Genomic DNA, 1,180 nt, shown 5'->3' with positions numbered 1-1,180 from the left:
CGGGTGGCGCCGGTCACGATCAGCTTGGCCAGCAGCGAGTCCCAGGCCGGGCCGATCACGGAGCCGGACTCCACGCCCGCGTCCAGGCGCACACCCGGACCCGTGGGCGCGGTGAACGCGGTCACCGTGCCGGGGGCCGGGAGGAAGTTGCGGCCCGGGTCCTCGCCGTTGATGCGGAACTCGAAGGAATGCCCGCGCAGCGGCGGGTCGTCGTAGCCGAGTTCCTCGCCGTCGGCGATGCGGAACATCTCCCGCACCAGGTCGATCCCGGCGACTTCCTCGGTGACCGGGTGCTCCACCTGCAGACGGGTGTTGACCTCCAGGAAGGAGATCGTGCCGTCCAGGCCGACCAGGAACTCCACCGTGCCGGCGCCGACGTAGCCGGCCTCCTTCAGGATCGCCTTCGACGACGAGTACAGCTCGGCGACCTGCTCCTCGGACAGGAACGGCGCCGGAGCCTCCTCCACCAGCTTCTGGTGGCGGCGCTGCAGCGAGCAGTCACGCGTGGAGACCACGACGACGTTGCCGTGGGTGTCGGCCAGGCACTGCGTCTCCACGTGGCGGGGCTTGTCGAGGTAGCGCTCGACGAAGCACTCCCCACGGCCGAACGCCGCGACCGCCTCGCGCACCGCGGAGTCATACAGCTCGGGCACCTCTTCGAGGGTGCGGGCGACCTTCAGGCCGCGCCCGCCACCGCCGAACGCGGCCTTGATCGCGATGGGCAGGCCGTGCTGCTCGGCGAACGCGACGACTTCCTCCGCACCCGAGACCGGGTCCGGGGTGCCCGCCACCAGCGGAGCACCCGCCCGCTGGGCGATGTGGCGGGCCGCGACCTTGTCACCCAGGTCGCGGATGGCCTGCGGGGGCGGACCGATCCAGATCAGCCCGGCGTCCAGGACGGCCTGGGCGAAGTCGGCGTTCTCGGAGAGGAAGCCGTAGCCCGGGTGGATGGCGTCCGCGCCGGACTCGCGCGCGGCGTTCAGCACCTTGGCGATGTCCAGGTAACTGGTCGCCGGGGTGTCACCACCCAGGGCGAACGCCTCATCCGCGGCACGGACATGCAGAGCGTCCCGGTCCGGGTCGGCGTAGACGGCCACGCTCGCGATGCCGGCATCCCGGCAGGCCCGGGCCACGCGGACAGCGATTTCGCCACGGTTGGCGATGAGCACCTTGCGCACGA

The 1,180-nt window shown here is 71.7% G+C and carries 1 protein-coding gene; it reads right to left on the bottom strand.

The features are described from left to right. The coding region (locus ACIBAG_RS45675; RefSeq protein ID WP_399114071.1) for an acetyl/propionyl/methylcrotonyl-CoA carboxylase subunit alpha at positions 1–1,178 on the bottom strand (1,178 nt) is incomplete at its 3' end. Positions 1,179–1,180 lie beyond the last annotated feature (2 nt).

It is taken from the genome of Streptomyces sp. NPDC051243 (assembly GCF_044455405.1).
GTDB lineage: Bacteria > Actinomycetota > Actinomycetes > Streptomycetales > Streptomycetaceae > Streptomyces.
Note: the sequence above shows the minus strand (reverse complement) of the source record. Positions and strands in the feature narration are given on the sequence as shown.